Source organism: Rossellomorea sp. NPDC071047 (assembly GCF_050270195.1).
GTDB lineage: Bacteria > Bacillota > Bacilli > Bacillales > Bacillaceae_B > Rossellomorea.
This window is the reverse complement of the sequence record NZ_JBNNJT010000004.1, coordinates 34,998-58,670: the sequence shown is the minus strand read 5'-3', so window position 1 is coordinate 58,670 and position 23,673 is coordinate 34,998. Positions and strand designations below refer to the sequence as shown.

At 43.3% G+C, this 23,673-nt stretch carries 22 protein-coding genes; 15 read left to right on the top strand and 7 right to left on the bottom strand.

Going from position 1 to position 23,673, the window contains the following annotated elements:
• Positions 1-405: 405 nt before the first annotated feature.
• Positions 406-1,218 carry an alpha/beta fold hydrolase gene (locus ACQKFO_RS14645; protein WP_427599593.1) on the bottom strand — a complete coding sequence of 271 codons (813 nt, stop codon included), beginning with the start codon at positions 1,216-1,218 and terminating at the stop codon, positions 406-408.
• Between the two features lie 150 nt (positions 1,219-1,368).
• Between ACQKFO_RS14645 and ACQKFO_RS14640 the strand changes: the two genes are divergently transcribed.
• Together ACQKFO_RS14640 and ACQKFO_RS14635 are read left to right on the top strand one after the other, a co-directional pair.
• On the top strand, positions 1,369-1,737 hold the full coding sequence (locus ACQKFO_RS14640) for a DnaD domain protein (protein WP_427599996.1): 369 nt from the start codon (positions 1,369-1,371) through the stop codon (positions 1,735-1,737).
• Positions 1,738-1,938: 201 nt separating this feature from the next.
• On the top strand, positions 1,939-2,349 hold the full coding sequence (locus ACQKFO_RS14635; RefSeq protein ID WP_427599591.1) for a hypothetical protein: 411 nt from the start codon (positions 1,939-1,941) through the stop codon (positions 2,347-2,349).
• 137 nt (positions 2,350-2,486) lie between these two features.
• Here ACQKFO_RS14635 and ACQKFO_RS14630 read toward each other — a convergent pair whose 3' ends face one another.
• Positions 2,487-2,819, bottom strand: a complete 333-nt coding sequence (locus tag ACQKFO_RS14630; protein ID WP_427599590.1) for a hypothetical protein — start codon at positions 2,817-2,819, stop codon at positions 2,487-2,489.
• Positions 2,820-3,243: 424 nt separating this feature from the next.
• Positions 3,244-3,606 (bottom strand): DUF948 domain-containing protein, encoded by a 363-nt coding sequence (locus ACQKFO_RS14625; protein ID WP_427599588.1) that lies wholly within the window; start codon positions 3,604-3,606, stop codon positions 3,244-3,246.
• A 190-nt stretch (positions 3,607-3,796) separates the two neighbouring features.
• Here ACQKFO_RS14625 and ACQKFO_RS14620 point away from each other — a divergent pair, with 190 nt between their 5' ends.
• From ACQKFO_RS14620 to ACQKFO_RS14610, 3 genes are all read left to right on the top strand, one after another.
• Positions 3,797-4,531: a plasmid pRiA4b ORF-3 family protein gene (locus ACQKFO_RS14620; RefSeq protein ID WP_427599587.1), complete on the top strand. Its 735-nt coding sequence runs from the start codon at positions 3,797-3,799 to the stop codon at positions 4,529-4,531.
• Positions 4,532-5,162: 631 nt separating this feature from the next.
• Positions 5,163-6,818 (top strand): cell wall-binding repeat-containing protein, encoded by a 1,656-nt coding sequence (locus ACQKFO_RS14615; RefSeq protein ID WP_427599586.1) that lies wholly within the window; start codon positions 5,163-5,165, stop codon positions 6,816-6,818.
• A 360-nt stretch (positions 6,819-7,178) separates the two neighbouring features.
• Entirely contained in the window at positions 7,179-7,592 is a 414-nt protein-coding gene (locus ACQKFO_RS14610; protein WP_427599585.1) for a hypothetical protein, read from the top strand.
• A gap of 342 nt (positions 7,593-7,934) precedes the next feature.
• On the opposite strand, the gene ACQKFO_RS14605 is transcribed toward ACQKFO_RS14610, so the two are convergent.
• The 3 genes from ACQKFO_RS14605 to pgaC all read right to left on the bottom strand — a co-directional run bounded on the left by ACQKFO_RS14605 (position 7,935) and on the right by pgaC (position 10,488).
• On the bottom strand, positions 7,935-8,831 hold the full coding sequence (locus ACQKFO_RS14605) for a tetratricopeptide repeat protein (protein ID WP_427599584.1): 897 nt from the start codon (positions 8,829-8,831) through the stop codon (positions 7,935-7,937).
• Between the two features lie 68 nt (positions 8,832-8,899).
• Entirely contained in the window at positions 8,900-9,256 is a 357-nt protein-coding gene (locus tag ACQKFO_RS14600) for a hypothetical protein (protein ID WP_427599583.1), read from the bottom strand.
• Positions 9,253-10,488: a poly-beta-1,6-N-acetyl-D-glucosamine synthase gene (pgaC, locus tag ACQKFO_RS14595; RefSeq protein ID WP_427599581.1), complete on the bottom strand. Its 1,236-nt coding sequence runs from the start codon at positions 10,486-10,488 to the stop codon at positions 9,253-9,255. The genes ACQKFO_RS14600 and pgaC overlap by 4 nt, the downstream gene beginning before the upstream one ends.
• 475 nt (positions 10,489-10,963) lie before the next feature.
• Here pgaC and ACQKFO_RS14590 point away from each other — a divergent pair, with 475 nt between their 5' ends.
• The 10 genes from ACQKFO_RS14590 (at position 10,964) to nagA (ending at position 21,382) form a co-directional block, all read left to right on the top strand.
• Positions 10,964-12,211 (top strand): ABC transporter substrate-binding protein, encoded by a 1,248-nt coding sequence (locus tag ACQKFO_RS14590; protein ID WP_427599995.1) that lies wholly within the window; start codon positions 10,964-10,966, stop codon positions 12,209-12,211.
• A 61-nt stretch (positions 12,212-12,272) separates the two neighbouring features.
• Positions 12,273-13,214 carry a carbohydrate ABC transporter permease gene (locus ACQKFO_RS14585; RefSeq protein ID WP_427599579.1) on the top strand — a complete coding sequence of 314 codons (942 nt, stop codon included), beginning with the start codon at positions 12,273-12,275 and terminating at the stop codon, positions 13,212-13,214.
• Between the two features lie 14 nt (positions 13,215-13,228).
• Complete coding sequence (locus ACQKFO_RS14580) at positions 13,229-14,062, top strand: carbohydrate ABC transporter permease (protein ID WP_427599577.1); 834 nt, start codon at positions 13,229-13,231, stop codon at positions 14,060-14,062.
• A gap of 29 nt (positions 14,063-14,091) precedes the next feature.
• Entirely contained in the window at positions 14,092-15,351 is a 1,260-nt protein-coding gene (locus ACQKFO_RS14575) for a Gfo/Idh/MocA family protein (protein WP_427599576.1), read from the top strand.
• 99 nt (positions 15,352-15,450) lie between these two features.
• Positions 15,451-16,170 (top strand): GntR family transcriptional regulator, encoded by a 720-nt coding sequence (locus ACQKFO_RS14570; RefSeq protein ID WP_427599574.1) that lies wholly within the window; start codon positions 15,451-15,453, stop codon positions 16,168-16,170.
• Between the two features lie 65 nt (positions 16,171-16,235).
• Positions 16,236-17,435, top strand: a complete 1,200-nt coding sequence (locus tag ACQKFO_RS14565) for an SIS domain-containing protein (protein WP_427599573.1) — start codon at positions 16,236-16,238, stop codon at positions 17,433-17,435.
• Positions 17,432-18,283 (top strand): tagatose-bisphosphate aldolase subunit GatY, encoded by an 852-nt coding sequence (gatY, locus tag ACQKFO_RS14560; protein ID WP_427599571.1) that lies wholly within the window; start codon positions 17,432-17,434, stop codon positions 18,281-18,283. Before ACQKFO_RS14565 ends, gatY begins: the two co-directional genes overlap by 4 nt.
• Positions 18,276-19,208, top strand: a complete 933-nt coding sequence (pfkB, locus tag ACQKFO_RS14555) for a 1-phosphofructokinase (protein WP_427599569.1) — start codon at positions 18,276-18,278, stop codon at positions 19,206-19,208. Before gatY ends, pfkB begins: the two co-directional genes overlap by 8 nt.
• A 16-nt stretch (positions 19,209-19,224) precedes the next feature.
• Complete coding sequence (locus ACQKFO_RS14550) at positions 19,225-20,151, top strand: ROK family protein (protein ID WP_427599567.1); 927 nt, start codon at positions 19,225-19,227, stop codon at positions 20,149-20,151.
• Between the two features lie 61 nt (positions 20,152-20,212).
• Positions 20,213-21,382 (top strand): N-acetylglucosamine-6-phosphate deacetylase, encoded by a 1,170-nt coding sequence (gene nagA / locus ACQKFO_RS14545; RefSeq protein ID WP_427599565.1) that lies wholly within the window; start codon positions 20,213-20,215, stop codon positions 21,380-21,382.
• 102 nt (positions 21,383-21,484) lie between these two features.
• Here nagA and ACQKFO_RS14540 read toward each other — a convergent pair whose 3' ends face one another.
• Positions 21,485-23,587 (bottom strand): GDYXXLXY domain-containing protein, encoded by a 2,103-nt coding sequence (locus ACQKFO_RS14540; RefSeq protein ID WP_427599563.1) that lies wholly within the window; start codon positions 23,585-23,587, stop codon positions 21,485-21,487.
• Positions 23,588-23,673: the final 86 nt, after the last annotated feature.

The following is a 23,673-nucleotide window of genomic DNA, read 5'->3' as shown; positions in this document are numbered from 1 at the left end:
GGTAAAACTTTCCTAATGTCTGTGGACAATGTTGTGCAAAACCTATGGAAATTTAGTTTTTTTTGTTTATTAATAAACTTTAATTAAGAGCAATTGTTAAAAGGAAAGCTTTCCGTGAAGATTCTCATGCTTCTTTTTACGCTATCAGGAAGTATTTGGAACTCAAAATTGTGATTTCACTGAATAACATTGAACCTGAGTACAAGGAGAGGTTCCATCTCATTTTTAATCAAGTTTCGTCAAATCTTACGACCGCAGTATTAAGCCGTGATTATAAAAGAACACAATCTGTTAATCTAAAAGATCCTCAAAGAAAAGACTGTCTTCTTAGCAAAAAGGCAGTCTTTTGTGTTGTTTTAGTTTAGCGTTCACATATGGATGATGTTTAGAGAAAGTGCTGTAATATTAATTCCTTTCCAAAAATCCCTCAACACTCCCATTAAACTTCCCACTATACTCCCAAAACATAAGATGGCCACCCAATACCTCAACCGACGCTTTAGGCGCCAACTTCCTCAAACTTGAGGTCGCCGTTTCTGCCCAATGCTCAGCTACAACAAACAAAGTCGGTACGGCTTCACTGCTCTCTGTCGCCTCCACACGATAATCAGAAAATAGCCCCGAAGAAAACAAATTAGCAGCAATATAGTAAGGTGTCTTAAGCGATTGCTCGACAATCCACGTCAATTCCTCTTCCTTCAGCTCCCGTTGAACCATGACTCCCTTGGCATAAGCAGCAATGAAATCCCGTTGTCCTTTTGGATTGCAAAGGTAGTTCGTGTAGGCCGCGGCCATGTCATCAAGCGGGCCTTCCACCCAATCCTGGTCTTGGTGAACGGATAAGGATTTTGGCGGCATATCAATGAGGATGAGGGATTTGATTCCATCCGTACCGAATTGACGAATATATTCCCAAACCGTTAAGCATCCGAATGACCAGCCGACAAGGGTTGGATTCTCAACCTTTAAATGCTTCAATACCTTATCGAGATCCGTCCCATGCGTGACATAGTCATTCCCGTGAAGCGTCATGGTAGACCGGCCATGGCTTCTGGGATCTATCACAATCGTACGGTGGGTTTTTGAAAAGTGCTTGACCTGCTCGGTGAAGACTTCAGTGGTAAATGTAAAGCCGGGAATAAATACAATGGGCTCCCCACTGCCGTTATCCTGCACGAATAATTCGATTCCTGGTTCCACTTCAATATAAGTGTTCATGGCTGTTCCCCCTGAATTTTGTCAATTTGTTTCTACATTATATTCGTCATGACGTTGTTTCATATCGGAAATGATTGAAGAATAAAGAATACGCTGTTCTAATCATCGAAAATTTCTAAAAAATATTTTTTATAGGATGTTCAAGAGAAAATCAAAACCTGGTGTGAAAGTCTTTCCGAGAGCCTCGTCGTCGAAGCGATGAAGCGGGCGGTTGAGCAAGGGAAGCAGTACTGGAACTATGTGGACGCGATTCTGGTGAAGTGGGAGCAGATGAGCGTGCGGGATGTGAAGGATGCAAGGGCGAAAGAGATACAGTTCATGTTCGAGAAAGTACATAAGAGAAAATTGCATAGTACCGGGAGAAGGCCGATCCGACCGGAAAAGCTGCCGGAGTGGTTCACGGACGAGAGAGAGGCAGTACAGGGAAATGATGAGGAGTTAGAAGCGGAGAAGGCAAAGTTGATGGCGGAGCTTGAAGCGTATCGGGAGCGTGGGGGTGGGGGTGGGGTTGTGATGTGAAGCCATCATGAATGAAAAAAATGGTTCTATGGTGTCCTTCTGAACGGATTCTTTTATCTAATGGGGGAATGAGGATATTGTGGATCATCAGGAGTTACAATAGCCGGGTTTATCTTCATAGAAAGAAACGAGAAAAAATTCAATTGTGATATATTAGTACCAGTACTAGCTATTCTATGGTTGAAAGAGGTACAAATAAATATGAAGAAACTCACATTAATATTTTTGGCCATTTTTCTTTCAGCTCCCATATCTGCTCTACTAACTGTGGGAGCTGATTACTTGTTGACTGAACCAGTTAAACTTCAAGGTTATAATTATAATCCTCCCATTTGGGCAACGGTAGTGGTTATAGCTTTATATGAAATACCGGTTTATATTATCGTCGGCATACCCGTTACTTACCTTATTGACTTTCTTGTTCTAAAGTTTTCACCTCATGCACATCGTCTTAAAGAGTATGTAACCCTTTTAATCGGTTACTCAATTGCCTCTTTCATTCTCTCCTTTTACCTATTAAATAATGATTTTGAAGGGTATTTTACGGTTGTCATTCCTGTTATCACCTATTTTCATATTTTATGGTTTCTACGGGCTAGATATGGGGATTGAGTTGAAGGTGAAACTGGGAAGGTTCTCACGGAAGAAAATTGTATAAAAGTGTTCATTTTTCAGTTGCACTTCTTTATGAAAAGAGCAAGTCCTCTTAAAATTAGGGACTTGTCTTTTAAATATCTTTTGATGTAAAATTAGCCGATATTTATTCTACTAAAAGAAAATATAGGATTAAAATTAATTATAAAGGGATCTCTGGATTCCTTAGTATATAGAAGCAATCTTTCCTCAGATTTAGCTAATTCAACCAAGTTATTTAATTCGAATTCAACTAATCTTGACTCCAATTTTTTTATATTTAGACTGAATCTACATCGCCTCTCATAAATAGACATTATGAAAATCAACTGTATACCTGCTTCATCTTCTTTTTTATATTGGAATATCCCTTGTTCTTCCTCAAATATTGGTGTTGGCTCACTTTCAAATAGTTCTAACAGTTCATACTCATCGTACTTTATAATCATTTAGATTTTCTCCTTAATTAGTTCTCTAATATAGTAACATATGGTCGGTTATCACTCTATTTTTCACAAAATTATGGAAAGGGGAGCATCATTCGAACCATCGTCTAGAACTTAGAGCCTGCAATGATAAAAATACATTGAGTCTTCATTGAATTTGTATTATCGGAAGTCTGTTGTGTTGCTAAAGTTCCCGGGAACATCCTGAATAAATCCAACGGGGCGGTAACCTGCTCAAATAAGTCGATTCCAGGTTTCACTTCTATTTATGTGTTTATGGCAGTTCCCCTCGAATTGTTCTCAATTTATTTAGAAAGTATATTCGTCATAACGTTGTTTCGTATGTCGAGACAGTTCTACCGTTTTTCTAAACAGTCGATGGGAAAAAACTACAAGAAAGAGGCCCTCTGCCCAGGCCTCTTATGACTTACTTCAATTTGATCTGCACCGAATTACTGTCCTGCGTATGAATCGTTTTGGGACTCCTCTTTTGCAAAGCGGTCCTTTTAACCGAGCTGGTCACATTTTGTAGCATATCACCCACATCATGTACGGACTCAAGTAAAGGGTCGACGGCTTTCATTTTTCCTTTTACATCATCCGAAATCTGATTAGCCGTGTGAATCAATTCTTCTGCTTCTTCTGTTACCCCGTTCACGGCTTTCCTGGCGTCAGACAGCGTCTTTTCCGTTTCAGAAAGTGTTGTCATTACTTTTCTTAATGTCATAATTAAATAGATGACGAGAATGGTGAACGCGACGGCTGCAATGACAGCACTCCATTCAAGCATGAGACCAGCTCCCTTCGTTTACTCTAAATCTATGGGAATGGGGGCATAGTTATTCCTTTTCCCGTGCAGTTGGGTATGAAATGTCGGCTTAGCAGTGCACAACTTCCGTGAAAAGCTTCCAGAATGTTATGACACAAGGAAACTGTCCCTTGTCCTCTCTCAATCAAAAATTAAAAGGAGTGAATTCAAATTGAAATCCTACATTGTCAAAATCGAATTAGAAGAGTCCAATCCGCTCATATGGAGAAGGGTGATATTGCCAGCAGGAGCGACATATAGAAGGCTTCATGACATAATCCAGAACGTGACGAATTTTCGGAGTGGTTATCCCCATGAAGGTTATCGCCTCTTTGAATTCGACCTGCCGGAGGATCGTAGAATTGTCACCGATAATGAAGAAGTTTACATGGAGCATCAGCATTATAAGAAGAACAAGGCCATGTATGAAGAACGGCTGAAGTTGATACCACATGAAATGCTGGAATTTGAGAAAAATGATCAGGAAAGATTAAAGGTAGAAGTCCGCAAACCCACTGGTTTAAAGATCGATGATTATCTGGAGAAGCATAAGGAAATCAGGTATTCCTATGATTTTGGTGATGGTTGGCAGTTCACAATAAAGCTTGAGCAAATGGTCGACGATTACTATTTCGGCTATCCAACCCTTCTTGATGGGGCGGAAACAGCACCACCTGAAGATGTTGGTGGAATACATGGGTTCTATGAATTTCTTGAAGCTTATCGTAATGAGAAGCATCCTGAGCATGAGGCCATGAAGGCATGGGCTAAATCAGTATATTTCAGGGAGTTTGATCTTGAATGGACCAACCAGATACTCAAAGGGATTAATTATAAAAAGACTGAGTGGGATAAGATTAACCATGAAAATTACAAAATCATAGAGGATAAATATCGGAAGAGCTAGATTTTTTGGATGGGAAGGGAGGACAGGCACTTCCTCCCATTTTTAGTTGGAACAGGAAACAACTCGAGTTGGATTGAGATTGAATGGATGCTTAAAGGATCCTATTCTGTCTTTTTTGTGGGAAAACTAAGGGTAAGTTTGCGGATTTTATAGCTGAGGTGGGATTTTGAGCGTTCTATGGGTACATATAGCTGCCGGAAATGATGGTGAGGGTGGCTCTGCTGAAGAATTAATCCTGATTGGACTATTTTCAAACCTGTTTTAAGATAATTGATCCTGTATTCGATTTATTAATCCTCTTTATATATAATTGATCCTACTTGTCGAATTTTCTTTAGGTAGTCAAATAAAATGGATTACTTTTTCTTTCTCAGTAATCGAAGAGTCTTTATGGAGCCTGTGCTCTAAAACATTTCAAGTAGAAACGAGTGGGACTCATCCCCCTCGTTTTTAATTTGGTTCTGGAGCCACGAGCCCTTGTAAATAATAGATTTTTCGTGTGGGTCCTGCCCCTGGCACCTTCCCGAAGAAGGGTCAAAAGTTATGTTTGTAAATAAAATGTAATAATAACCCAAATACATAGTATAATAGACTTGTTGTAAAAATAACCCAAATACTAAGGAGGCAAAATGTGGGGAAAATTCTAAGCAGTCTAGGTTTGATTACGATGTTGTTATTATCTGTATGTACAGGGGGAACGGTGAAAGCTGCTTCTGTACAGGGAGATACTTTGGAGAATGCGGAACCAATCAATCTTGACCAGGAGTATGAAGGAACACTGGAAACAACTGAAGATGTAGACTTTTACCGTTTTACCCTCGATAAGACTGGAAATACGGTTATTCAATTTAATCGAGTGGAAGGCGCTACGTGGGGTGTGGAAATCACCGATGAAAATGGTGACCCTTATACACATTTCAGTACTAGATTTCATTCAGGGGTCACGGGTGCTGAAGAGGTGAATATCGGCTTGCCTGCGGGAGAATATTTTATCAAGGTGAGCACTGACTATCACAAATCCCCGGGGGTCCCATATACGTTCATGGTCCAACAAACCCAAAACGATTATTATGAAAAAGAATTCAATGACAAAATGGAAGCAGCATCTTCCATGCAATTGAACAAAACCTACAAAGGTCACATACAAACATATGATGACAAAGATTATTTTACATTTACCTTAGATCGTACCGAGAGAATTGCTTTCAGTATAGAGAGGGATAATGAAGGATCATGGAATGCCCTTCTTGTGGATGAGAACGGGAAGGAATATGTCAACCTGGATACAGACGTCCATTTTGCCGAGTATGGTCCTGATGTAGAACGGCTGGAGCTTCCTGCTGGTACGTACTATGTAAGATTGGAAAACAATTGGGGTACCCCGAATATGCCCTATGCGTTTAAAGTACAGGAGTTAACAGACAGGATACAGGGAGCGAAGCGCTACGACACAGCAGTGGAGATTTCAAAGCAGGGCTTCAAAACCTCTGACACGGTTGTGTTGGTCTCAGGGAATGACTTCCCAGATGCCCTTGCAGGTGGACCTCTGGCTTATTATCACAATGCCCCGATTCTTTTGACGGATAAGGAAAAACTTCCGATTGCCACCTGGAGGGAGGTTCAACGACTCAAAGCGAAGAACGTGATCATCCTCGGTGGTGAGGGAGCCGTTTCCAATCATGTTGTGGAAGAATTGGAGTACATGGATATTTCTGTGAAACGAATTGGTGGGGATAACCGTTACGAGACAGCTGCGTATGTGGCGAAAGAAATACCCTCCACAAAAGCTGTGGTCGCAAATGGTAAAAACTTCCCTGACGCCCTGGCTGTAGCACCATACTCTTCAAAGAATAGCATCCCGATTCTATTGACCGAAAAAGCTTCGTTACCGGATGCGACGAAAAAAGCACTTGCAGGGAAGGCGAATACCATCATTGTAGGTGCGGCAGGCGCGGTCAGTGAGTCCATAGAAAATCAACTCCCAAGCCCGGTTCGCTACGGTGGAATAAATCGCTATGAAACAGCTAAATTGATTGTTGAAAACCTGGCACTGGGGAAAAACACGGGATATGTTGCGACAGGAAAGAACTTCCCTGATGCCCTTGCAGGATCTATTCTGGCAGCCAAAAATAACTCGCCAATCTTATTGGTCAGCGATAATTCTATACCAGGTCCTACCAAATCCCTCTTGATGAATTATTCTCATTACATGGTATGGGGTGGACCGGGTGCGATTACCGAAAATGTTGTGAAGGAATTAGATACGAATTTGATACAAATTCAATAAGTGATAAAGGAAGCACAGGGATATCCTGTGCTTCCTTTTTATCTCTGCCTTTGTTTATTTCATCCCATCTGCAATCGCTCCGAAATCTCCTCAATCTTAGGTATAAGAAACAGCAAGCTCTCCTTGTGATCCCGATAAATTGTATGAGGGCCGCGAGTACGTTCGCATAAGCAAGTTCTGAGAATCGGTTTGAGGAACTAAACTCTGTTTGCTAGTAAGATTATGATTTATCCCAAATCCATAGTATACTAGAAACATTGTAAAAATAATCCAAAATCACATGAGGCGAAGGGTGAACCCTGTTTGTTGGGCCATGGAACCTGACCCTTATTATTTCCTCTCAAGAAAGGATTGTCACTATTGGCGTTGAACAAAAGGTCTTTTCTGGTTCTAACTATCATTCTAATTGGAGGAACCATTCTCTATTTTGTTTATCATGCAGTAAATCAAACGCCCAAAAAAGTAGTAATGAATATAGTGGAAGATATCCAGGGAGACAGGAAAGTCGAAGGAATCTCTAAAATAGAGCAAAAGAAACTCTATCCCTTTTTTGAGTATCCTCAAGAGCAAAATTTGGAGAATCCGCACTTCATAATTAGTGATTACCCTGGTAGGCCAGACATTGTCAAAGTAACGTTTGAAATCATTCAAAACAATAAGAACACCGGAATAGAAGCCATTTATGAAGGCCATGCTGACTTCTATTTAAAGAAAAAAGGTCTTCGTTGGGAGGTTACGGAAATTGAAGTGACCCCTTACGAAAAAGAACGTTGAGCATCAAGAGCTCGATATGAATGACCCTACAACAGAAAGAAGAAGGGTACATTTGGAGTAAGCAGTCCCTTAAGCGACTGGGGAAGCAAGGATTGATTCGGGCTGAGGGAGAATGGGTTTGTGTTGACGTATGTGGATGGGAGGAACCTCCGCTTATTGAGAGAGTGTTATTAAACAAACGTTTGATTAAATGATTTGAACAATGACATTATAGGATTTAAGAAGGTAAACGAATGTTTAATGGGTGGTTGGATGAATAAGAATGCATGTTAATCATCGCGAAACCACTTGTGGGGGTTTTTATGGGGAAAGGGGAAAGCTGCCAAGATGGCTGTTTCCCTTTCAATTCCCGCCTTTGAGTTTACTCACAATTTCTTGTTTTCTCCGCTCCAGGAATGCGCTATGGGTGTCATCTTTTCTCAATTGGAACATTTGGATCGCCTTCTCGACATAGGGCAGTGCCTTCTCATAGTCCCCGTCCATTTCGTAATTGTAGCCCACATGATAATGCAGCTCCCCGAGCCCCCAAAGATGCTCTTCATCCAGGCACCACTTGATCGCCTTCAGGCAATACTCAACGGACTCTTCATAGCGACCCAGCTGTGTCAGGACCCGGGCGATATTATAAAATAATCGGGTCTTTATCGATTTATCCGTGAGTTGTTGTGTATGACTCATGATCGCTTCTACTTTTTGATAATAGCGGAGGGACTCTTTATGATGGTGTAATAGGGTTTCCCACGTCCCGATGGTCATCAGGATTTCCATCTCTCTTTCTGTAGCAGCTTTTTTTTTATGGGCTGTCAGCTGATATGCTTGTTCCAATAAGGAGAAAGCAGACTCTGCATCTTTCTCGATTTCAAATAGATAGATGGCTTTATGCCAGTAAAGGAGTTGAAGCTTATCGTTATCTTTATTGAAAAATGGATTTTTTAATTCTGTCCTGACCATTTCCATCATTTCAGTAAATCTTCGTTTCAATCCAAAACCCCTCAATTGTCTTTCTACCTCTCGAAAATAATCGATGCGAGGAGTGGTCCCGATTTCAAAGAAGTAGTTTACATCCACTCCAAGCTTTAAGGAAATTTGATATAACGCTGTTGCACTAGGGTAGATATCTCCCTTCTCCATCCGGCTGATGAGAGCCTGGGTGCAAATGTCTTCAGCCAAATCCCCTTGCGTCAACCCTACCACTTTCCTCAACTCTTTTATCTTCTTTCCAATAACGGAATAGTCCATCTCCTCACCTCCACGTACCAATCCATTCTCTTATTTTAACAGATGAAGGTCCTGTCCCCCGCCCCAATTCATCCAATATTCGTCCATTTCTGGGATTGAAGTTCCGTAAGGGTTCCATTCCTTTCGGGGATTGCTTCTTCGAGGTCTTCCAGTGTTACTTCATCAGGCATTCTACGCCTGTTTAGCTTGCCAAAACGTTTTTTATTATAGAAGCTCCATCCGTATGATAGGATCGCGATGAAAATGATAAACATGACAGTCAATGGGAGTACAAATTGCAAAAAGGCAATATGATTGAATGATGTGATAAAGTCAAAGGCGGGAGTGAAAAGGACTCCGATTAATAGTAGGATGATTAACCATATCAATCCACTGATGACATGGGTAATCACTCGTTTATTCTTCTGTTTTCTTTCGATTATCATGTCTCTTTCCCTCTATCCGGACTTTCCCAAATGGCATATTCCGTTTTATTTGATGTGAGAATTCTAAAGGCTTTCGGGATGGCTGGAACCAGTGCGAATATACTGACCATCCAGTAAACCATTGGATACCATCCTGCCCACCATACGTATTGGAGGAGTTTCTCTTCGTATTGTCTATCAATGAATAAAGCGACCATTAATTGAATTAATGAGATGAAAGCAATATAGGCACCGTAGAACAGCATAGAAGGAGAAAATCCAAAGAATACTAGATAAATGAGATAGAACATCCAAGATATTGACCATAGGATGCTGAGAGTCTGTTCGATATAAACGGGATATAATCTTCTTTGTCTGAAATCCTTAAAGATGGATCGATGCCTGATGAGCACTTCCATTCCACCTTGCGCCCATCTTATCCTCTGAATGAATAACCCTTTTAGCGTTTCCGGGACCAGCATCCAGCACAATGCTCTTGGTTCGTACCGTACATCCCAGAACCGTCCCTGGAGTTTCCAGGTGATGCCGATATCATCCGTGATTAAATCCTTGTCCCAAAAGCCTACGTCAAGAAGGGCTTTTTTCCGAAAGGCAACGAAAACTCCTGAAACGGTCATCATCTTGCCTAAAATCCTTTGAGATCGTTTAATTAAGCCAATAATGGAAGAGTACTCCACCACCTGGATTTTCCCCAATAAGGAATGCCTGTTACGAACACGAGGATTTCCGGTTACTGCCCCTACACGTTCACTATTTCTGGGAGTTGTGAAATGAGGGATCATATAGAGTAACGCATTTTTATCCAACATGGCATCACTATCCATCGTCACTACAATTTCACCTTTCGAGGCGATGGTTCCATAATATAAGGCATTAGCTTTTCCTTTGTTTTCTAAAATGTTGATTACTTTTAGCCGATCAATCGAGCGGGTCAACACAGATAACACGTCTTGTGTTCCATCAGTGCTGCCATCGTTGATCACGATTATTTCGTAATGTTTATAGTTGATGTAATTTAATTCCTTAACCGTCTTCTCAATGTGAGCTTCTTCATTGTAACAAGGCAAAAGAATCGAGACGAAAGGAAGCTCCTCCAAATTGTCTTGTATGTCCATCGGTTTTCTTTCACGTCTGATATAGAAGAGTAGACCCGAAATGATCCAAACGAGGCTCATGAACAAAGGATAAATGAAAAGAAAGTTTCCAACGGAATGTATGATTGTACTGAGCAATTTCTGACCTCCTTCACGGTGCAATGATTCAATAGATAAGTAAGCGAGGCTGTGAATAGTAGAATGATAGGGTCTTTTATTCTTTCACGCACATACGGGTTATGTTTTCAATAGGTTAAGTGAAAACAGCTTCTAGATGATTGAATCATAGAAAGGGGACCAATGAAACTCTTTGAACCGTCTTTCGTCGTTACTTGATGAAAATATTGTTGGTGAAATTGGGATATTAATGAAAAAGGAGCTTTGTAGAATCCTGTCGATATAATTTTTAGAAAATTTAAATAAAAACGTTCATCTTCTGGAATGAAGGTGATATACTTTATTTAACTGGTAATGACATCATTACAGACGGAGCATCCTCGGGTTCTTACCAGGTCATACAACGCCTTATACTTTAACTGGTAATAACATCATGACAATCAGTAAGGCAAATAGCTGTATACGAATATCACTTGAAGAAAGAGGGGGAAACATGGTGAGAAAGGGTCTTATGGTTTTATTGTCGTTAGTGCTTGGGGTGTTTGGGGTGCTGGCAGGGTGCAGTGACAGCTCTTCAGGGGAATCAAAGGATGGAAAGGTCGAGATCAGTTATGGGTTCTGGGATAAGAAGCAAGTACCCGCGATTGAAGAGATCATTAAACAGTTTAATGAAGAACATCCGGACATTAAGGTGAAGACGGAACTGATCCCATACGGGCAGTATTTTCAGAAGCTTGAAACTGCCGCAACCGGAGGGGCATTGCCTGATGTGTTATGGATGAATGGTCCTCATATTGTTCAATATGCGGAAGGGAAGGTGCTTCTGCCACTGAGCGACCTTGCCGAGAAAGATGATTACAGCCTGGATAATTATCCGGAGTCGCTTATTGATCTGTATACGGTAAATGATGAGGTATATGGAATACCTAAGGATTATGATACGACGGGACTATGGTATAATAAGAAAATTTTCGACGAGGCTGGTGTCCCTTATCCTGATGACACGTGGGATTGGGATATGTTAAAGGAAGCGGCGAAGAAACTGACGAACAAGGATAAAGGGGTATGGGGCTTTGCTGCCGTGATGGGGAATCAAGGTGGTTACTACGACTTGATTTGGCAAAACGGTGGACACGTGATTTCAGAGGATGGAAAATCGGTAGGGTTTGATCAGCCTGAAGCGATCGAGGCATTGAAATACAATATTAGTTTCATAGAAGAGGGAATGTCTCCGACTCAAGCCCAGATGAATGAAACGGCAGCATCAGATTTGTTCTCATCCGGAAAAATCGCCATGATGTTCGATGGTCCCTGGATGGTCCCGGAATATAAGAAGAATCCAGATTTGGACGTAGCGGTTCTGCCAAAAGGGAAGCAGAGGGCTGTTTCGATTCATGGATTGTCCAATGTCATCGCAGCCAATACCAAGCATAAAGAAGCTGCGTGGGAGTTTGTGAAATTCCTTGGTTCGAAAGAGGCAGCGGAAGTGTTTGCCGAAACAGGTACAGTCATTCCTGCCTTTAACGGAACGCAGGAGGCCTGGTTGAATTCTGTTCCGGAGTTGAACCTTCAAGCGTATATCGACGGAGCTGAATATTCCAATCCACTTCCAAGTGTGAAGAACACAGGGGCCATCTGGCAGCATGAAACGGATATCCTCAAGAAGGCCTGGGCCGGTGAAGAAAGTGTGGAGAAGGTAGTAAAGGAGCTTGCGGATAAAGCAAATAAAGAATTGGAAGAGTAGGAAAGGGAAGAAGGGAAGAGTGTTTCTTCTCTTCATTTCCTGACAAAGGAGGAGAATAGAAATGGAACCGCTTCCTCTCCAGGTTGAAACAAAACGAAAACTTCACGTGCTTTCTTATGCAAGAACGAAGAAACGTTCTGACTATTTATGGGCATACATCATGATCGCACCAACGATGATGGGTCTCTTTGTTTTTTATTTATGGCCGATGCTTCAGACCTTTTACTTCAGCTTTACCGAGTGGGGGGCATTTGGGACATACGAGTGGATCGGGCTGAAGAATTATACAAGGATGCTTTCGGATGTGAATCTTCTGCAATCATTCAAGAATACAGGGATCTATATCCTATTTACAGTTCCGTTTGGTATTTTCCTTTCGATTCTTGCCGCCGTTTTGCTCAATCAAAAGATTAAAGGGACGACGATCTATCGAACGTTGTATTTCCTGCCCGTCATTACCATGCCGGCAGCGATCGCCATGGTGTGGAAATGGTTATACAATTCGGATTTCGGCTTATTGAATTACCTGTTGTCCTTTATCGGGATAGAAGGGCCACAATGGTTGACGAATCCAAATATCGCGCTGTATTCGATTATTGCCGTGGCGATTTGGAGCGGGATCGGGTACAACATGGTCATTTTCTTATCGGGCCTGCAGGGGATCCCGAAAACGTATTACGAAGCAGCCGAAATGGATGGGGCAGGTCCCGTTACGATGTTCTTTAAAATCACCCTGCCGCTTCTATCACCGGTCATTTTCTTCGTGTCGATCATGTCGTTGATCGGAGCCTTTCAATTCTTCGACCTGATCTTTATGATGATCAGTAAAAGCAGTACGGCGCTTGAGAATACTCAATCCATTGTGTATTTGTTCTATCAGCATGCCTTTGTTTTAAATGATAAAGGATATGCAGCAGCCATTGCGGTGTTATTACTAGTGGTGATTCTCATCATCACGGTGATCCAGATGGCCCTGCAAAAGAAGTGGGTCCATTATGATTGAGGAGGGAATGACCTATGCAGAAATCGATTCAGATTGTAAGGAGTAAAACGTTTCTCATCCATTTCATCCTGATCATGGGCTCGATTGTCATGTTGTTTCCCTTTGTCTGGATGATTCTGACGTCACTGAAAACCTATGCAGAGTCCATTCAGGTTCCGCCGGTGATGATACCGGAAGACTTTCAGTGGAAGAATTATCAAGAGGTATTCACTCTGCTGCCATTCTTTAAATTTATGATGAACACATTTATCATCACGGTACTCCGGACGGCGGGGCAGTTATTTCTCTGCTCACTGGCTGCCTATGCCTTCGCGCGGATCGTGTTTCCAGGAAGAAATCTTCTGTTCGTGCTGGCTTTGTCCGTATTGATGGTCCCTGGTCAGGTATTCCTGCTTCCTCAATACATGATCATGGTGAAGCTGGGATGGCTCAATACGCTGCAAGCCGTTGTGGTGCCAGGGGTGTTTAGTGCCTTTGGAACGTTTCTCTTAAGACAATTTTTCATGGGATTACCGAAGGAGCTTGAAGAGGCGGCCCGACTTGACGGATGTAACCATTTTCAAATCTATTGGCGCATTATGCTGCCACTCGCCAAGCCTGGCTTGATAGCCTTGGGGATCTTCACGATCCTATGGTCGTGGAATGAACTGATGTGGCCGATGATCGTGAATAGTTCACCGGAAGCCATGACACTGGCAGTGGGATTATCCTCTTTACAGGGGCAGTATGGCACCAACTATCCGATCTTAATGGCAGGCTCATTCTTGGCTGTGTTACCGATGTTGATTCTATTTATCATATTACAGAAGCAATTTATAGAAGGAATTGCGATCACCGGTGGAAAATAAGTTGATAGGCAACTATGGGAGGAATGACAATGAAAGCAGCACTAATCGGGGCTGGAAGCAGGGGATTTTATGCATATGGATCTTATGCCCTCCAGTATCCTCATGAAATCGAGTTTATCGCGGTAGCAGAACCGGATAAAGAAAAGCGGGAGAAATTCGCGGAAGCACATGGAATCCCTGAGAATATGAGATTTGAAGACTGGCCGGACCTGTTGGATCAAGAAAGGGTATGTGATGCCCTGCTTATATGCAGCCCTGACCGGGATCATTATAAACCTGTCATGCGTGCCATTGAAAAGGGATATAGCATTCTACTGGAGAAACCGATGTCACCGAGCCCCATGGAAACGTTGGCCATCGCAGAAGCGGCCGAGAAGCATGACACGCTCCTCAGTGTATGCCACGTGATGAGATATGCTCCGTTCTATCAGTCTCTTAAAGAAGTGATTGATCAAAAGGTGATCGGGGATATTGTCTCGGTTCAATGGAATGAGAATGTCGGTTATTTCCATCAGGCTCACAGCTTTGTCCGTGGAAATTGGCGTAATTCGAAGCAATCAAGTCCGATGATTCTTCAGAAGAGCTGTCATGATATGGATATGCTCGCCTGGTTGATCGGAACGGAATGTAAGAGCGTTTCGTCCTATGGAAGTCTCACCTATTTTAAAGAGGAGAACGCTCCTGAGGGATCTACCCACCGCTGTCTGGATGGCTGTAAGGTGGAGAAAGAATGTCCGTATTCCGCTACAAAGTGGTACCTTCATGACCGGGATGTGTGGCCGGCGAATGTTGTGTCGGCGAATCCAAGTATCGAAAGCCGATTGAAGGCGATCCAGGAAGGTCCATACGGTCGCTGCGTTTACCGGTGTGACAATGATGTGGTGGACCATCAAGTCGTCAATTTATTGTTTGAAGGGGATGTGACGGTTTCGTTCACGATGACGGCCTTTACGAAGGAAACGTATCGTAACTTCAAAATCATGGGGACAAAAGGGGAAATCACAGGGCATGACGCAGATAATGAATTAATCATCAAGCATTTTGCCGGGAAGAAGGAAGTGATCAATCCTCCAACCGTGGACGGCGGTCACATGGGTGCTGATACGAGTATCATGCAGGATTTTATCAATCGGGTCCGCACGAAGGATAAGGGGACATTAACATCTGCCAGAGTTTCTTCTCAAAGTCATTTGATTGCCTTTGCAGCGGAGGAATCGAGACTGTCTGGTGCGACTATTGAATTTAAAAAATATATTGATGAATTGGAGAAGATAAAAGAAAATGCTTAATCAAAACTTCTATCATGGCATCAAGTGATAATTGTCGCAATTTTATGTATAATGAGTATACAAATGGTTATGACAAAGATACCACTAAAGGAGTTTAACATGATAGAAAAAGATAATCGCTTACCATTATATTATCAGCTGATGGATATCCTTCTCGAAAAGATCGAGAAGGGTGAACTTGCGGAGCAGGGGCAGTTACCCTCTGAACGGGAGCTGTGTGAAACATACAAAGTGAGCCGGACGACGGTAAGGCAAACGATGCAGGAGCTTGAAAAGGGCGGCTACATCTATAAGGTTCACGGCAAGGGATCCTATGTTTCGCCGAAGACCTATAAGCAGAGCCTTGTTGAGTTCTACAGCTTCACAGAAGAAATGAAGAAAATCGGGAAACATCCTTCCACACAGGTCGTTTCATTTGAAAAAGTACCTTGTGACACTACGATTTCGAAATCTATGAAACTGCCGGTGGAAGAAGAAGTATTCAAGATCACGAGATTGAGACTTGCTGACGAAGAACCGATGATTTATGAAACCTCATATGTTCCGGTAGGGCGTTTTACCAATCTCACGAAGGAACAATTGGAATATACGCCAATGTATGAAATCTTTCGGTCCCAATACGATGTGACGATCACTAGAGCACTGGAAAGTTTCAATGCGGTCAGCGCCGAAAAACAGGCAGCCGACATGCTGACCATTGAAGAAAACTCACCGTGTCTCCGACTGGAGCGTATTACGTATGAAGATCAAGACGTCATTGAATATACCATCTCCATCGCAAGGGGAGATAAATTTACGTACACAGTTGAATTGAAGTAGGTGCTTTCGAGTATCTATTTCACTTAACTGGTAATGATGACATTAACAGTTTTGGAGGAATGGGTATGGAACTTATACAATCAAATAAATGGGAACCAAATGATCCCGGTGCCATCCATACAACAAGAGAAATAGCTCAACAACCAAGACTTTGGAAAGAAACCGTTGAAATCCTGCTTGAACATAGAGATACACTGCTGACTTTTTTTAAGAAATTGGGAGAAAGGCATCCACATCTTCGAGTGATTTTGACAGGAGCGGGAACATCTGCTTTTGTCGGGGAAACCGTTCTTACTTCCATTAAGGAAATGCTCAAGAATAAGAAATGGACGGTAGAAAGCATCGCCACTACCGATATTGTCTCCAATCCATATGAGTATTTGAACAAGGATTCACCGACCTTGATGATTTCATTTGCCCGTTCTGGTAACAGTCCTGAAAGCGTTGGGGCGGTTGAGTTGGGAGAGCAAATCATTGATGATTTTTATGGAATCGCCATTACGTGTAATCGTGATGGTTTACTGGCTGAGAAGAAGAAGGGGAATCCGGATCACCTGGTCATCTACATGCCGAAGGAAGCGAATGATCAAGGGTTTGCGATGACGAGCAGCTTTACGACCATGCTACTTTCGGTCCTGCTCCTTTTCCAGCCGGAGCACATTCATACTCTTGAGAAGACTGTGAAGGAAATAGGTTCGGCAGGTGAAAAAATTATCGAGACCGGAAAGACAGAGTTAGAAGCGCTTGCTTCCTTGACGTTTTCGAAGGTTGTATATTTAGGCTCAGGCGTTTTCCAGGGACTTGCAAGGGAGTCCTCTTTAAAACTGTTGGAATTAACGGGAGGTATGATTCCGGCATTCTTTGATTCTCCGCTGGGATTCCGTCACGGCCCGAAATCGATCTTAGATGAAGAGACAATCGTCTTCGTATTCTTATCCAGTCATCCGTACACGAGAAAATATGATTTGGATTTATTGAAGGAGCTATACCATGAACAAAAGCGAGGGAAGGTGGTGGCGATCTCATCTTATCAGGATGATATAGCCGAACGTTACAGTGACCTGTTCTTGAGTACCGGCTTGGAGACGGTTCAAGAGGATATTTTCCTTGCATTTCCATATGTCATGTATGCCCAGCAGTTTGCCCTGTGTAAATCCATGCATCTGGGACTTTCCCCGGATAATCCATCTCCCTCGGGGCTCGTCAACCGGGTCGTAAAAGGTGTCACGATCTATCCTTATCAGAATGGAGGAGAAAGGGTATGATTGTTTCAAGAAGTAGGATTCTCGTGGAGGCTCAGTCGAAAGGCTATGCGGTGCCTGCCTTTAATATTCATAATCTTGAGACGCTCAAAGCGGTTCTGGAAACGGCCCGGGACCTCCGTTCGCCCGTTATGATCGCGGCTACGCCCGGTACCGTCCGGTATATGGGGAAGGAGTTCCTGGTCAAGATGATGGAAGCGGCAAGGAAGAGCTATGATATCCCGGTTTGCTTTCATCTTGATCATCATGAAAACCTGGATGATATCAAGAATCTCATCCATATGGGTGTTCCATCTGTCATGATCGATGCCTCCCATTATTCGTTCGACGAGAACATCCGGATTGTCAGGGAGATTGTAGAGTATGCTGCCCCGTTCGGTGTGACGGTTGAAGCTGAGCTCGGTCGTCTAAGTGGAATGGAAGATGATTTGGTAGTGGACGAAAGGGATCAGATCTATACCAACCCCAAACAGGCAAAGGAGTTTGTAGCGAGAACGGGCATTGATTCTCTGGCTGTGGCGATCGGGACGGCTCATGGACTTTATAAAGGTGAACCTAAGCTCGATATCGACCGCTTGTCGGCGATCCATCAGGAAGTCGATATCCCCCTTGTTCTCCATGGGGCATCGGGATTGCCCGATGAGCTTGTCCGCAAGACCATTGAGAGGGGAATTTGCAAAGTGAATGTAGCGACGGAGCTGAAAATGGCGTTTGTGAAAGGGCTACGCAGCTATCTGAACGCAAACCCGGAAGCCAATGATCCCCGCTATTATTTCACGGATGCGGTCGTTGGGATGAAAAAGGTTGTAGCGGACAAAATCAAGCTGTGCGGCAGCTTTAATCGTGGCTAGTCCCATGATTGCGACGGTCACTTTAAATCCGGCGATAGACGTTAGATATACACTGCCCCAGTTTCAAATGGGTGGGGTCAATCGTGTTTCTTCCATTGAAAAATCGGCAGGTGGTAAAGGTCTTAACGTCACCCGGGTTCTATCCCGATTGGGGCAGAAGGTTACGTGTACCGGTTTCCTTGGTGGAAAGAGCGGGGAGTGGATTGAAAGCGAATTATCTCATTTGAAGGTACATACTTCATTTGTCCCCATTAAAGGAGAGACTAGAACGTGTCTGGCCATTCTATCAAAGGAAGGTCAGACCGAAATTCTGGAAACTGGTCCCTTTATTCCAAGCAATGAGTTAGAAATTTTTGATCGAACATTCTCTTCGATTCTTGATACCGTGGATTTTGTCGTTGTTTCCGGCAGTTTGCCAGAAGGGGTCCCTACTGCCTTGTACAGTGAGCTTTCAAAGAAGGCAAATCAAAAAGGAGTTCGCCTGCTATTGGATACAAGTGGACCGGGACTTCTCGAAGGGATTGCAGGAAAACCTTTTTTAATAAAGCCGAACAAAGAAGAATTTGCCAGGTTGATAGGGAGAACATTTGACTCTACCGATGACATGTTACGGCATGCCCAAACTATTTGTCATAAAGGAATACATTATGTGCTTCTTTCTCTGGGGGAAGAAGGAGCCTTTTTAGTGAGTGAAAAAAGAGTTCTGAGGGCAGTGGTTCCTAGGGTGAAAGCAGTGAATCCCGTTGGTTCCGGAGATAGTATGCTCGCCGGGTTTACCTATGCGTATTCCCATGGATTCCCGATTGAAGAAGTCTTGAAATGGGCTTGTGCTTGTGGAATGTCAAACGCCATAATGGAAAAAACGGGTGAGGTTAACCTATTGGACATTCGACGATTCATGAAGGAAATAGATGTAGTTGAATGAATAGGGGGGATGGAAAATGAGTCATATCGTCTGTTTTGACATAGGAGGAACGTTTATTAAATATGGCGTGTTTGATCCAAAGGGTCACCTTCTCTATAAAAGTAAAATGGCAACCCCCACAAGCCATGAGATTCCTGACGTATTAAATAACAAAGTGAAATCGCTTCAGCATGATATTCACCTCTCTGCCATTGGCATATCCTCTTGCGGTCTCGTGGATCGTGAGAAAGGAATGATATTATTCTCGAATAATATTCAAGGGTATAGTGGAATGAAGCTGGGAGAGATATTATTTTCACTCACAAAATTACCGGTATCAGTTGAAAACGATGTGAAAAGTGGGTGCCTTGGCGAGATGTGGAAAGGTGCTGTCAAGGGTATGAGAAACGCCATCTTCTTAACACTGGGTACTGGAATTGGCAGCAGCATCGTGATGGAAGGAAGGATCGTCAATGGCTCTTCGGGATTTGCGGGTGAGCTGGGTCATACCGTCGTTGTTGCAGGTGGGAAACCGTGCAGCTGCGGCAGAAAAGGCTGCCTTGAACGATATGCATCCACTTCTGCTTTTGTTCAAGACTATAAGGAGGAAGCCCTGCGAAAAGGAGTGGCAGTTGAGAACGTTTCCGGCGAAATGATTATGGAGCTTGTCAAGCAGGGAGATCCAGTTGCTTTGCTCGTATATGAACGGTTTATTCATTATATTAGTATGGGATTAACGAATGTCATCCATCTTCTCAACCCAGAAAAGATCATCATTGGGGGCGGCATCACGGAAGGTGAGGGTCCTTTTATTCAAGATATCAATAGACAATTAAGGAATGAAGTAATGGAGGTGTATGGGAATGAGGATACGGTCATTGCCTCCTCTCTGGGAAATGACGCAGGATTATACGGAGCATGTTACTTGGCTTTAAACCGGATGAACATGAAAGAATCAGTGTAAGAAGCAGCACCCATGATGGTGTTGCTTGTTCTGTTTATTTTAATAAAAGGGGATGAGGATAATGAAAGCCGTGAAGGCCGGCCGCATTTATACACCGGAAGGGATCGTTGAAAATGGGTATCTGCTCTTGGAAGATGGGCGCATTTCAGGCGTTACTAAGAAAACTCCTCCATGTGACATCATCGAATTCCCCGGTTGTTCCGCCATACCTGGCATGATTGATCTGCATATCCATGGCATAGCGGGACATGACACCATGGATGGAAGTGTCCATTCTTTACAGGAGATGTCTAACTCTCTTGTGAAATATGGAGTAACAGGATTCCTGCCCACTACACTCACCCATGATCTGGAAAGCATCCGGAAGGCAGTTGAGGCAGTAAGTACAGCGATCGGTCAAACAACCGGAGCCGAAATCCTGGGATCCTATGTGGAAGGTCCTTATATTACACCCGAACATAAAGGGGCTCATCCCGTGGAGTACATGCGAGAGCTATCAATCGAGGAGATAAAAGGGTTGATCCATGCTTCGGATAACACGATAAAAGTACTGACGATCGCCCCTGAAAAAGAACATGCCATGGAGATCATCGATTATCTCACAGGTATGGGAATCCACGTTTCGATGGGGCATACGAACGCCGATTATGAAACAACGAATCTTGCTGTCTCCCAAGGGGCAAGAATCGCAGTCCATACGTTCAACGGAATGAGAGGGTTCAAGCACCGCGATCCGGGATGCGTCGGGGCCGTCCTGACCCATGATGACTGCCTTTGTGAATGCATCGCCGACCTCCATCACGTCCACCCAGGCGCCATCAAACTATTACATAAAACAAAAGGAAGCGATAAGATCCTATTAATCAGCGATTCCATGGCTGCAGCCGACTTGCCGGACGGTCAATACACCCTCGGTACAATGAAAGTGAAAGTCCAAGATCGAATCGCGAGGACCGTGGACACCGGCTCCTTGGCAGGAAGTACAACCAACTTACTGGAATGCCTTAAAAATATGAAAGAAGTATTGAAGCTTCCCCTTGAGGAGGTTTTACCCATGGTTAGTCTAAACCAGGCAAAGCTGTTCAATATTGACCACGAGGTTGGCAGCTTAGAGATTGGGAAAAAGGCAAATATTGCGTTGATTGATGAAAAGTGGGACGTTCGAGCAACCTTTGTTGGTGGGGAAATGGTGTGGGGTGGCCAAGGGGACAGTTTAATGGGCTCTTATTGAGAGAAGCAAGGGGACGGTTCTCTTGCTTCTTTTTTGTTCACGTTTTTCACAAAAATGGTGAGTGTTTGGAAGCATAAGAACCGTCCCTATGCTTCTACTCCTCTAGTCAAGCAACCGTTCCAATATCCCGTCCCCCTTATCACTCACTTTCACCTCGGCAAACTTCACTTTTCCTTCCACATCCAGGCCCGTTCCTTCTGGGATGAAGAAATGTTCGATTCCGTAGACGACCTGGACCGTGTTATCCCAATAGCTTGTTACCTTTCCATTTAAGAGGACATCACCAGGCTTCTTTTCGTAAGGGGTATTCCAGTTTTCATTGAATCGATATACACCGGAATATTCGTGGATTCCCTGTGTATTTTTCCTCAGCACAATGGTGATGGGGCCGTAGTCCTCGATGGAAGGTTCTTGAAGCTCGGAAATTGTGTAATTCAATTCCACATAGTCACCCTGGAGGAGAGATCTCGGATCTACAGGTTGAAGCTCTAAAAGAATCGATTCCCCGTTTTGTAAAAGGGTTTCGTTTGAGTAGACTTGGTATCCAATCCATCCGGCTTGAAGACATATGATGAGAAGGATTCCGAGCCTTTTCCCTGCAAGCATTGAGTGCGATTGCTGATTGAAGCCAACCTTCCTATCCAGGTAAACCGCCACCATCAAGAAGAGGATACCTAACCCGGCAAAGAGCAGGGATTTATGAACGAGCTTCCAGGCTAAATCGTAATAAAGTTGAACGATGAGCATGAACCAGAGCACAAGGGATGAAACCCAATAGAAGGGACGATCCTGCTTTTTGTAAAAATAGACGCATCCCATAGCGGTCAGGAAGAACAGAGCGGTATAAATAATATGAAGCGTCATTGAAAGATCGATGGCAGTTAACGAGAAAAAGGCAAAGAATCCAATGAGAAACGCTCCATACTGGATGAAGTGTTTTTTATTCAGCGCAAGGTACACTGCGACATTCAGGAGCACCATCACCACAAGGAGAGCATGAGTGCCTAAGTCCAAGGTTTGCCCTAAGAAGATCGCTGTGTTCAATTGAAACAGAAGGTAGATAACAAACCTCGCGGCGAACTGTTTCTCCACATAAAACACATAGGCCAGAACGAAGAACATAACAAAGGGAAATTCATCAAACGTACTTGCGATCATCCCGATGACGATACCGGTCATCATGAGTGAATACTTTACAGGGTATGGCCAGTTGGATAATGTACTTGGAACGACGAGGAATACCGTCGCGAATACAAATAAAGTGACCATGGAGACATCCACCATGAGAAGTGAGAGCAGTCCGAAAACAGACGCAATGATGAAAACGGAGGAGATGGTCGTGACACTTGCAACGAAGACCGCCTTTGTCCAATGGGGGGAAGAAGAATGCTTCCGTAAATAGTTAACAAGGAATACACTTCCCGCTAATAAGAGAGTGGCGGCAACTAAAAGACCGACAAAGAAAAGGCTGGACACATACTGTGCCATCAACTCGAACATTTTAATGATGATGAAGCCCGTTCCGAATATCGAAAGAATGATAAAGATGGACGTTTCTTTTTGAAAGTAACGATACACCCCAAGCCCTAATGTTAAAAGATAAAACAGGGTGAAGAAAACGGAATACTCATTATCGAATGCAGTGACCATGAGGAGAAGATTGGCTGAGATCAGGCTCAAATAAAGCAGCGGTTTTGAAGGGATGTAGCCCTTTTTTATAATTAATAATAAGAACGTGTTTAAGATTCCGACTCCGAACGCGATCCATGTATTGGCGAGTGTCCAGTGCCCAAATGGAGACGAAGGGAACAGATAAAAGTAAGTAGTTAAATGGATGAGGATATGGGTTAATACGTAAAAACCGCTGTACCTTGTGTACAAGCTGAATAGGATGGCCGGTATGGCCCAAATTAAAAACAATAAGTAGCTGTCCGCGTGAGAATTGTACAGCTGCCCGAGTAAAGCGACGGAAAGCCCAAAGGATATCACCCCGCTGAGCATCAACCAGTTTGAAAGGAAATGTGCCCCCTTTAAAACACGATCCAACAGAAAAGCAGCTCCATAGAACAATACAATCAAAGATCCCGCCAAAGCCACTTTCTCCAATCGGGAAAACATCTGCCAGTTGGATGCGAAAAAATAAAGAGCGCTGGCCAAAAGAAACACAACCCCGAATAAATACGTCAGTGAAATCATTTTTTTCATACGGTTCACCCCTTTTTCAGTTGATTCAACACTCTTATTCTAATATATGAGGAGGGGAGAGAATATAGGTATGTGGGACGGGAGAA

What these genes read in the sequence shown, in the direction of transcription:
- ACQKFO_RS14585 (WP_427599579.1), top strand. Translation starts at nt 12,273, where the DNA reads ATGGAACCGCTTCCTCTCCAGGTTGAAACAAAACGAAAACTTCACGTG.
- ACQKFO_RS14580 (WP_427599577.1), top strand. Translation starts at nt 13,229, where the DNA reads ATGCAGAAATCGATTCAGATTGTAAGGAGTAAAACGTTTCTCATCCAT.
- ACQKFO_RS14540 (WP_427599563.1), bottom strand. Translation starts at nt 23,587, where the DNA reads ATGAAAAAAATGATTTCACTGACGTATTTATTCGGGGTTGTGTTTCTT.
- gatY (WP_427599571.1), top strand. Translation starts at nt 17,432, where the DNA reads ATGATTGTTTCAAGAAGTAGGATTCTCGTGGAGGCTCAGTCGAAAGGC.
- ACQKFO_RS14565 (WP_427599573.1), top strand. Translation starts at nt 16,236, where the DNA reads ATGGAACTTATACAATCAAATAAATGGGAACCAAATGATCCCGGTGCC.
- ACQKFO_RS14570 (WP_427599574.1), top strand. Translation starts at nt 15,451, where the DNA reads ATGATAGAAAAAGATAATCGCTTACCATTATATTATCAGCTGATGGAT.
- ACQKFO_RS14600 (WP_427599583.1), bottom strand. Translation starts at nt 9,256, where the DNA reads ATGATAATCGAAAGAAAACAGAAGAATAAACGAGTGATTACCCATGTC.
- ACQKFO_RS14645 (WP_427599593.1), bottom strand. Translation starts at nt 1,218, where the DNA reads ATGAACACTTATATTGAAGTGGAACCAGGAATCGAATTATTCGTGCAG.
- ACQKFO_RS14635 (WP_427599591.1), top strand. Translation starts at nt 1,939, where the DNA reads ATGAAGAAACTCACATTAATATTTTTGGCCATTTTTCTTTCAGCTCCC.
- ACQKFO_RS14550 (WP_427599567.1), top strand. Translation starts at nt 19,225, where the DNA reads ATGAGTCATATCGTCTGTTTTGACATAGGAGGAACGTTTATTAAATAT.
- ACQKFO_RS14575 (WP_427599576.1), top strand. Translation starts at nt 14,092, where the DNA reads ATGAAAGCAGCACTAATCGGGGCTGGAAGCAGGGGATTTTATGCATAT.
- ACQKFO_RS14630 (WP_427599590.1), bottom strand. Translation starts at nt 2,819, where the DNA reads ATGATTATAAAGTACGATGAGTATGAACTGTTAGAACTATTTGAAAGT.
- ACQKFO_RS14605 (WP_427599584.1), bottom strand. Translation starts at nt 8,831, where the DNA reads ATGGACTATTCCGTTATTGGAAAGAAGATAAAAGAGTTGAGGAAAGTG.
- nagA (WP_427599565.1), top strand. Translation starts at nt 20,213, where the DNA reads ATGAAAGCCGTGAAGGCCGGCCGCATTTATACACCGGAAGGGATCGTT.
- ACQKFO_RS14625 (WP_427599588.1), bottom strand. Translation starts at nt 3,606, where the DNA reads ATGCTTGAATGGAGTGCTGTCATTGCAGCCGTCGCGTTCACCATTCTC.